Source organism: Pseudodesulfovibrio sp. JC047 (genome assembly GCF_010468615.1).
In the GTDB taxonomy this organism is placed as follows: domain Bacteria; phylum Desulfobacterota; class Desulfovibrionia; order Desulfovibrionales; family Desulfovibrionaceae; genus Pseudodesulfovibrio.
The window spans coordinates 60,632-68,407 of sequence record NZ_WUEH01000022.1 but is presented as its reverse complement, the minus strand read 5'-3'; the positions used below and the strand labels follow the sequence as shown (position 1 = coordinate 68,407).

Here is a 7,776-nt window from a genome sequence, read left to right as displayed (position 1 = left end):
TGATATTTTAATCCTAGCCATGTCGGCCTCCTTTGAGCTTCACTTTTACTGGTACTGTTACCAGATTAAGCCTTGGAGTGCCGACATGGTATTTTTGTGGGATGCCGCCGTGTATCGCACTACGGACATGGACGCGGGGTGGGACCATGATTTTTCCCGTGTGAAAGTGTGCCGTTGATTGACACGCCCGGTTCCCATTCATAGTGTGTGGTCATGACCAAATACGCTGCCGCATTGACCAAGGCCCACACGGATTTTCTCACCGATCTTTTCCCGGGAGACGGATGTCTTCTGTCCCCGGAAGAGCTGGCCGTGTTTTCCATTGACGCCAGTCAGGAACAGGCCATGCCGTGGGCCGTTGTCCGGCCTGAGACTCGCGAGCAGGTTCAGGCCGTGCTTGCCTGGGCCGACCGCGAGCGAATGCCCATCTATGGGCGTGCCCGGGGGACCGGACGCGTGGGCAATGCCGTGCCCAGTCTTGGCGGCGTGGTGGTCTCCATGTTGCGCATGAATCGCATCATCGATGTCAATGCATCGGATTTCGTGGCCGTGGCCCAGCCGGGGGTGGTGACGGCGGATTTACAGGCAGCGTGTGCGGCCAAACACCTTTTTTATCCCCCGGATCCGGCCAGCGTGAAGATGTCCACTCTGGGCGGCAATATCGCGACCTGTGCCGGTGGACTCAAGGCCGTGAAATACGGCGTGACCCGGGATTGGGTCCTTGGCATCGAAGCCGTGTTGCCGGGTGGGACACTTTTGCGTATGGGCGGTCGATCGCACAAGGACGTGGTCGGGCTGGATTTGAAACGATTATTTGCTGGGAGTAATGGAACGCTCGGTTTGTTCACGGAATTGACTGTGAAGCTCATTCCATTGCCAGAGGCCGCGACGTCGGTGCTGGTCGGATTCGCCGATATGACTTCCTCCATGGACGGGGCCAAGGCCGTGTTTCAGGCCGGAGTGCTTCCGGCTGCCTGTGAGTTCATGGACGGGCCGACACTTCAGGCCATTCGCATGGGCGATACCATTCCCGTGGCGAACAGTGCGCAGGCCGCGTTGCTGTTCATGGTGGATGGCACACCGGAAGGCGTGGACGCCGAGGTCGGGCGGCTGGTGGCGGCCTTGCAATCTGCGAACCCGGTCTCCGTGGATGTGGGGAGCGGTGCCGAAGCCGAGGCGCTGTGGGACGTGCGTCGATCTATTTCTCCGGCATCTTTTCGGCTCAAACCCGACAAGATGGCCGAAGATATTGCAGTCCCTCGGGGACAGGTGGGGGTGGCGGTGGCCGCGGCCCATGACATCGGGCGCGAGCACGGTTTGCAGGTATTGTGTTTCGGCCATCTTGGCGACGGCAATATTCATGTCGGGATCATGTTTGACCGGTCGATTCCGAGCGAGGTGGAACGTGCGCACGCGGCCAAAGTCGCGGTTTTTCACATGGCATTGAAATTGGGTGGCACTATTTCCGGCGAGCATGGGACCGGCTTGACCAAGGCGTCATTCGTGCATGAACAACTCACCGAGGAAGAACGGCAGATGATGGCCGGTGTCCGTCGGGTTTTTGATCCACATGGCATCATGAATCCGGGCAAGGGGTTGTAGCCATGGCCGGTGAATGTATCATGTGCGGCAAGTGCCTTGCCGTCTGTCCACTGCTTCAGGCGACCGGACGGGAAGAGCTGAGTCCCCGAGCCAAATCAACTGTGTGTCAGCTTTTGTCCGATGATCCGAAAGCCCTCTCTGAAGCGGATGTGGCCACCCTTGCCGGGATGTGTCTCGGATGTGGTCGGTGTCGAGAGGTCTGCTCCCAAGGGGTGGATGTCCCGACGTTGGTCGCTGGATTGCGTGCGGCCCATCCCGACTTCAAGGCGTGGTTGTGGAAGACGTGGTTGATCCACGCCCGACAGATGTGGGTGCCCGGCTCTCGGGCGGCCCGGTGTCTCCCTGAATCGCTGGTCCCGGCGAAATTTGGGGCCATGCTCAGGATGCTGACCGGCTTGACCGGCGAATCCGGGGTGACTCCCTGTCTGAAGGTGACATCCTTCCCCGAAACATATCGAGGGCACAAGATGCTTTTTTTTGCGGGGTGTACTGCCAATTATGCACAACCTCGCTGGCGCACGACCACGCTGCGGCTGTTGGACGGTCTGGGTGTCGAGGTCCTGCCCGATGATTTTACCTGTTGCGGGTCCGGTCTGAAGACTGCCGGATTTGACGGAGACTCTCGAACCATGGCCGCGCACAATGTGCAGGTGTGGCGAGATGCGGGGCGTCCTCCGGTGGTCACACTGTGCGCCTCGTGTCGGGCCGGACTGCTTGGATATGACGGCTGTTTCGAGAGTGTCGAAGAACAGGACAACTGGATGAATATGCAGTTTCCTGTATCAAGTCTTTTACATGGCGCGAGCTTTGTGCTATCGCACAACGTGCCGGAAACGCTGGCCTATCACCAACCTTGTCATGCACGGGGTGACGATGCGGACGGCCTTTTGCTGGGCCGGATATTTTCGGACCACGGGTTGCAGACATCTGGAGGCCAGTGTTGCGGTTTTGGTGGGATCATGCGTCTGGCAGCACCCGAATTGACCGAGCCGGTCAATCGTCTCTGTTGGGACGCGCTCGCAGGGAGCGAGGTGGTCGTGACCGGGTGTTCGGCCTGTGTCACACAGTTGGCGGCAACAGCACCTGAATCGGTGGCCGTGGGCCATTGGTTGGAACTTCTCGAATAGCAGGATGGCATCATGAAAAAGATTGCAATGTGGGCGGTGGCAAAGAAAACGAATATTCTTTTGTGGGCGAGACGCGGCATCTTTTTCAGATATCTGCTCGCGTTGCTTGTCTTGAGTGGCATTTCAATCCTGACTGGGGGAACTGGCGATATGGCTGGTTCGATTCCTCCATTGATTTCGTCAGTGATTATGGTGGGCTATTGGTTCGGGAATTTGGTCGTGGTTTTATCGTTTCTGCATTTCGTGATTCAATCCACTCGAAATCGAACGTCGTTTTACCCCGCAAGAAAAGTGGCGACTTCATTCAAATATTTGGCTGCAAATATCGCTGTCATGGCAATTGCAGTGCTTTGTGGTCTGTTTGCCTCCCTTCCTGCCATAGGAGTGTACTTTTCAGGGGTGCTGGAGAATCCGGATACACAAACACTTGGAATAATTTTGATGATTCCGTCGGTCGTGTTGGCTCTGTTCGGCATCTTGATTCCTTTTCTCCGATTTTCGTTTGTCTGTCCGGCCATTGCTGTCGGCGATTCGTTTAATTTCCATACGGTGTGGGCTATGACCAAGGGGCATTCTTTTCGGATCGTGTTCTTTTTCCTTTTTTTGGTTTTTGTAGTGATGGCTTTTTCCATAGGTCTGAGTATGGTTTTGGGTGAAATGACGCGCACATATGTTGGTATTATCAGCGTTTTTACGGTGTTTTGGAGTGTGTGGGTATATGCTTTCGAAAGCCTTCTTTATGAGGACCTGCGCCTCCGGTATGAGGCCATGAAGAGCGGGGCGTCCTCTTTCCATGCAGGAAAGGACGCTGTGGAACAGGGGGGCGCACATGCAACCCATGACATCCAACACTTATAAGACACGCGTCGAGATTGGCATGGCGTCAAGAGTCTCGGTTTTGACGTGGTTTTTTTATTGAATCTGGACTGGGTTCCCTATGTCTTTTTCATCGAGTTTCAATACGCGGTGCGGGCTGTGGCCATGGTCTTTTTCGGGGTGGTGGCCGTGGTGTGGTACGGACGACTGCGGTCTGCCGGGTAAGGGGCTTTCTGCCGACTTTTGTTGATTTCCCCTTTGTGGTATGAATGCCCCCGTTGGGAAAAACCGCGTTTCATATGGCTATGCGTTGACAAAGCGGATTCCGAATATATCATGCTTCACAGTGCCACGGTGTGCATTGGCCACCGGGGTGGTGTAGATTGTCCAAGACTCCCAGGAGACCGTATATATGCTGAAATTCCTTTTCGGTTCGAAGAACGACCGATACCTGAAGAAAATCAAGCCCATTATTGAACAGGTGAATGCCTTTGAACCGGAAATGAAGGCCCTGTCCGACGAGGAGTTCCCCGCCAGGATCGCCATGTGGAAAGGCCAGGTCGAGGCCGGAGAAAAAACACTCGACGACCTGATGCCGGAGTGCTTTGCTCTGGTTCGGGAGGCCGGACAGCGTGCTTTTGATCCGCCCATGCGCCATTACGATGTCCAGCTCATTGGTGGATACGTCCTGCATCAGGGAAAAATAGCGGAAATGAAAACCGGTGAAGGCAAGACGCTGGTCGCCACGCTGGCAGTTGTGCTCAATGCCTTGTCCGGCAAGGGCGTTCACGTTGTCACGGTCAACGACTATCTCGCGACCCGTGACGCCGAGTGGATGGGGCAATTGTACTCCTTCCTCGGGCTGACCGTGGGCGTGATCGTACACGGCCTGAACGATCAGGAACGGCAGGTCGCCTACAATGCGGATATCACGTACGGAACCAATAACGAATTCGGTTTCGACTATCTGCGTGACAATATGAAATTTTACAAGGAGCAGTTGGTTCAGCGGCCACTCAATTTCGCCATTGTTGATGAAGTTGACTCCATCCTTATTGATGAAGCGAGAACACCGCTTATCATTTCCGGTCCCGGTGAAAAATCTTCGGGCCTGTACCGCCGTATCGACACCATTATTCCCCAGTTGATCAAATCGTCGCCCACGGACCCGGAAGACAAGGACGCCATTCCCGATGGGGATTTCGTGCTGGAAGAAAAGACCAAATCCATCACCCTGACTGATGCTGGTGTGGAAAAGGTCGAGGCCCTGCTTGATTTGGACAACCTTTTCGATCCGCAGAATATCGCATTGCAGCACCATGTGCTTCAGGCCTTGAAGGCCCACCATTGTTTCCAGAATGATGTCGAGTATATCGTCAAGGACAATCAGGTGGTGCTGGTTGATGAATTCACGGGTCGTCTCATGCCGGGTCGCCGTCTGTCTGACGGGCTGCATCAGGCCATCGAGGCCAAGGAGAACGTCAAGGTCGAGGCGGAGAACCAGACTTTGGCATCCATCACGTTCCAGAACTATTTCCGTATGTATAAGACGTTGTCTGGCATGACGGGTACGGCTGATACGGAAGCCGTCGAGTTTGGTCAGATTTATAATTTGGAAGTCGTTGTCATTCCCACGAATCAGAAAATGATCCGTGTGGATAATCCTGATTCCATCTACAAGACGCAGGAACAGAAATATCAGGCCATTGCCGAGGATATTGCGGATTGCTACCACCGGGGCCAACCCGCGTTGGTCGGTACCGTGTCCATTGAAAAATCGGAATTGCTTTCCCGGTTGCTGAAGAAACTCAAGATTCCGCATAGCGTTCTCAATGCCAAGCAGCATGAAAGGGAAGCGGAAATCGTCCTTGAGGCAGGGCACAAGAAAAAGGTCACCATTGCCACCAATATGGCTGGTCGTGGAACCGACATCAAACTTGGCGAAGGCGTGCTCGAACTTGGTGGATTACATATCATTGGCACCGAGCGGCATGAATCCCGTCGTATCGACAACCAGCTTCGTGGCCGTGCCGGACGTCAGGGCGACCCAGGTTCTTCCCGGTTTTATCTGGCGTTGGATGACGATCTCATGCGGCTGTTCGGGTCTGATCGGTTGCAGGGCATCATGGAAAAGCTCGGGTTGGAAGACGGCATGGCCATCGAGAACAAGATGGTGTCCAATGCCATTGAAAAATCTCAGACCCGTGTGGAAGGGCATCACTACGAAATCCGGAAACAGTTGCTGGAATATGACGATGTCATGAACCAGCAGCGTGAAGCCATTTACGGCCTGCGTCACAATCTGATGAAGGCCAAGGAAGTGGAAGAGCTGGCTCGGGACTATGCGGACGATTTATTGGACGACATCCTGGAGCCTGCCTTGACCATGAAAGACGCGGATCAGGAAACATTGGATTCCGTGCGCGCCCGGTTGGAAGAAGTTTTCAATTTTGAGCGATTCGCTGCCTGGCACGAGGTGGAATTGCCCACGCGTGAACAGGCTGCGGAATGGGTGGATGATATTTTTGCGTACCTGCGGGCATCCACCGGCGAGCATTATCAGGAAATTTTGCGGTATTTCATGCTCGATTCATTGGATCGAAACTGGAAGGAACACCTGCTGAACATGGACCACCTTCGCGATGGCATTGGCCTGCGTGGGTATGGACAGAAAGATCCCAAGCAGGAATACAAGCGTGAAGGGTTCGAACTCTTTTCCGAATTGGTGTACACCATCAAGGAAAACGCGTTGCGTGCCTTCTCCCATCTGCGGATCGAAGCCGAGGTCCGGGATGAGGAATTCAAGCATGAAGGCTCGGAAGAGCTGGAATATACGGATCATGAGACCGAGCAGGACAAGAAGGTCGCGCCGGTCAAAAAGGCTCCCAAGGTCTCCAGAAATGCCCCGTGCCCATGCGGCAGTGGCAAAAAATACAAGAAGTGCTGCGGGGCCTGATTGGTCCGTTGCTTCGGAGGGCTTTTGCCCCAGTATCTTGACGAATACGTCCCGGAAACAGACTGTTTCCGGGACGTTTTTTTTGTCCGTGTGACGGATAGGTCTTGCCGTGAGCGTCTGTGATGGGTGGACAAAGGCCGCGTATGGGGCGTCGAGAAAAGTGCCATTTTTGCATTGGTGAGTCCCTGTGGTTGAGGGGGGCGGCGTGGTATCCATGGGGGAAAGACTGCCGGAGTGGTGGCAAGGAGGTTTTGCGACAATGACATGGCATCATGAAAAACGTTTCCCGTGCATCTTGCCAGCCCATGGAGACAGAGGGTACACGGGCCAGATGACAGCGACACATACCGTATTCAAGGCCGAGGACATGATCGATTCCTTGACCAATTTTCAACTCTGGCCGTTTACCGAAGGGACCGGATGTCCGGTTTCGGATATCCGTGAACCCCATTTGCACGATTATTTTGCCATCCAGTTCGTTACTCGGGGAAAAGGTGTGCATGTCATTGATTTTCAACCGTATGACATTGTCCCGAATTCTCTGTATTTTGTGACCCCCCATCAGTTGCACATGTGGTGCCCGGACGGAGATCTGGACGGGTATGTCATGGCGTTTACCGAAGACTTTTTGCGGTCACCTGACGCACCGATCGTGAATATGGCCGATCTGGAATTTTTCTATAGTACCGCGCATCTGCCCGTGTTTCATGCGGATTCTGAACAGGCTTCGGTTCTGCTTGATCTGGTGAACAAGATGACGACGGAATTCAACGCGCGAAAGCCGGGGTTCATGTCGGTATTGCACGCGTTTTTTCACGTGTTCATGGTCAACATGCACCGTATGTACGCGGAAAATACCCATGTGGAAGCGGTTGGGCGAGAGTCGGACCTGGTGCGCCGGTTCAAGAAGCGGGTGGCGGAAAAATATGTGACACAGTGGACCGTGCAGAATTATGCGGACGATCTGGGTGTCAGCGTATCCCGTCTGAATTCGGCGGTGAAAGAATCCACTGGAACCACGCCCGGTCAGGTCATACGTAATGAAACGGTCGTGGCCGCCAAGCGGATGCTCGCCCATTCCGACATGAATGTTTCGGAGATCTGTTTTGAACTCAGTTTTGAGGACCCGTCGTATTTTGGCCGGTTTTTCAAACGGGAAGCCGGTGTCACTCCGTCCGTTTTTCGGAACAGAATGCGCGAAAAGTACCAGGCTTTTGTGCGATAGTTCCTGTTGGTGAGGGAGGAGATTCCCTACCATGTCTTTATTCAAGATAT

General features: G+C 54.3%; 6 protein-coding genes. All 6 read left to right on the top strand.

The features are described 5' to 3' along the window. Positions 1-213: 213 nt before the first annotated feature. A complete protein-coding gene (locus GO013_RS13665) occupies positions 214-1,602 on the top strand; it encodes an FAD-linked oxidase C-terminal domain-containing protein (RefSeq protein ID WP_163812039.1) in 1,389 nt (462 codons plus the stop codon). 2 nt (positions 1,603-1,604) lie between these two features. Then, positions 1,605-2,729 carry a (Fe-S)-binding protein gene (locus GO013_RS13660; RefSeq protein ID WP_163812037.1) on the top strand — a complete coding sequence of 375 codons (1,125 nt, stop codon included), beginning with the start codon at positions 1,605-1,607 and terminating at the stop codon, positions 2,727-2,729. A 150-nt stretch (positions 2,730-2,879) separates the two neighbouring features. Next, entirely contained in the window at positions 2,880-3,587 is a 708-nt protein-coding gene (locus tag GO013_RS13655) for a hypothetical protein (RefSeq protein ID WP_163812035.1), read from the top strand. A gap of 45 nt (positions 3,588-3,632) precedes the next feature. Next, positions 3,633-3,770, top strand: coding sequence for a hypothetical protein (locus tag GO013_RS13650; RefSeq protein ID WP_163812033.1), 138 nt, complete (start codon positions 3,633-3,635; stop codon positions 3,768-3,770). Between the two features lie 187 nt (positions 3,771-3,957). Continuing rightward, complete coding sequence (gene secA, locus GO013_RS13645) at positions 3,958-6,501, top strand: preprotein translocase subunit SecA (protein ID WP_163812032.1); 2,544 nt, start codon at positions 3,958-3,960, stop codon at positions 6,499-6,501. Between the two features lie 259 nt (positions 6,502-6,760). After that, positions 6,761-7,726 (top strand): AraC family transcriptional regulator, encoded by a 966-nt coding sequence (locus GO013_RS13640; protein ID WP_163812030.1) that lies wholly within the window; start codon positions 6,761-6,763, stop codon positions 7,724-7,726. Positions 7,727-7,776: the final 50 nt, after the last annotated feature.

What these genes read in the sequence shown, in the direction of transcription:
- GO013_RS13665 (WP_163812039.1), top strand. Translation starts at nt 214, where the DNA reads ATGACCAAATACGCTGCCGCATTGACCAAGGCCCACACGGATTTTCTC.
- GO013_RS13660 (WP_163812037.1), top strand. Translation starts at nt 1,605, where the DNA reads ATGGCCGGTGAATGTATCATGTGCGGCAAGTGCCTTGCCGTCTGTCCA.
- GO013_RS13655 (WP_163812035.1), top strand. Translation starts at nt 2,880, where the DNA reads ATGGCTGGTTCGATTCCTCCATTGATTTCGTCAGTGATTATGGTGGGC.
- secA (WP_163812032.1), top strand. Translation starts at nt 3,958, where the DNA reads ATGCTGAAATTCCTTTTCGGTTCGAAGAACGACCGATACCTGAAGAAA.
- GO013_RS13640 (WP_163812030.1), top strand. Translation starts at nt 6,761, where the DNA reads ATGACATGGCATCATGAAAAACGTTTCCCGTGCATCTTGCCAGCCCAT.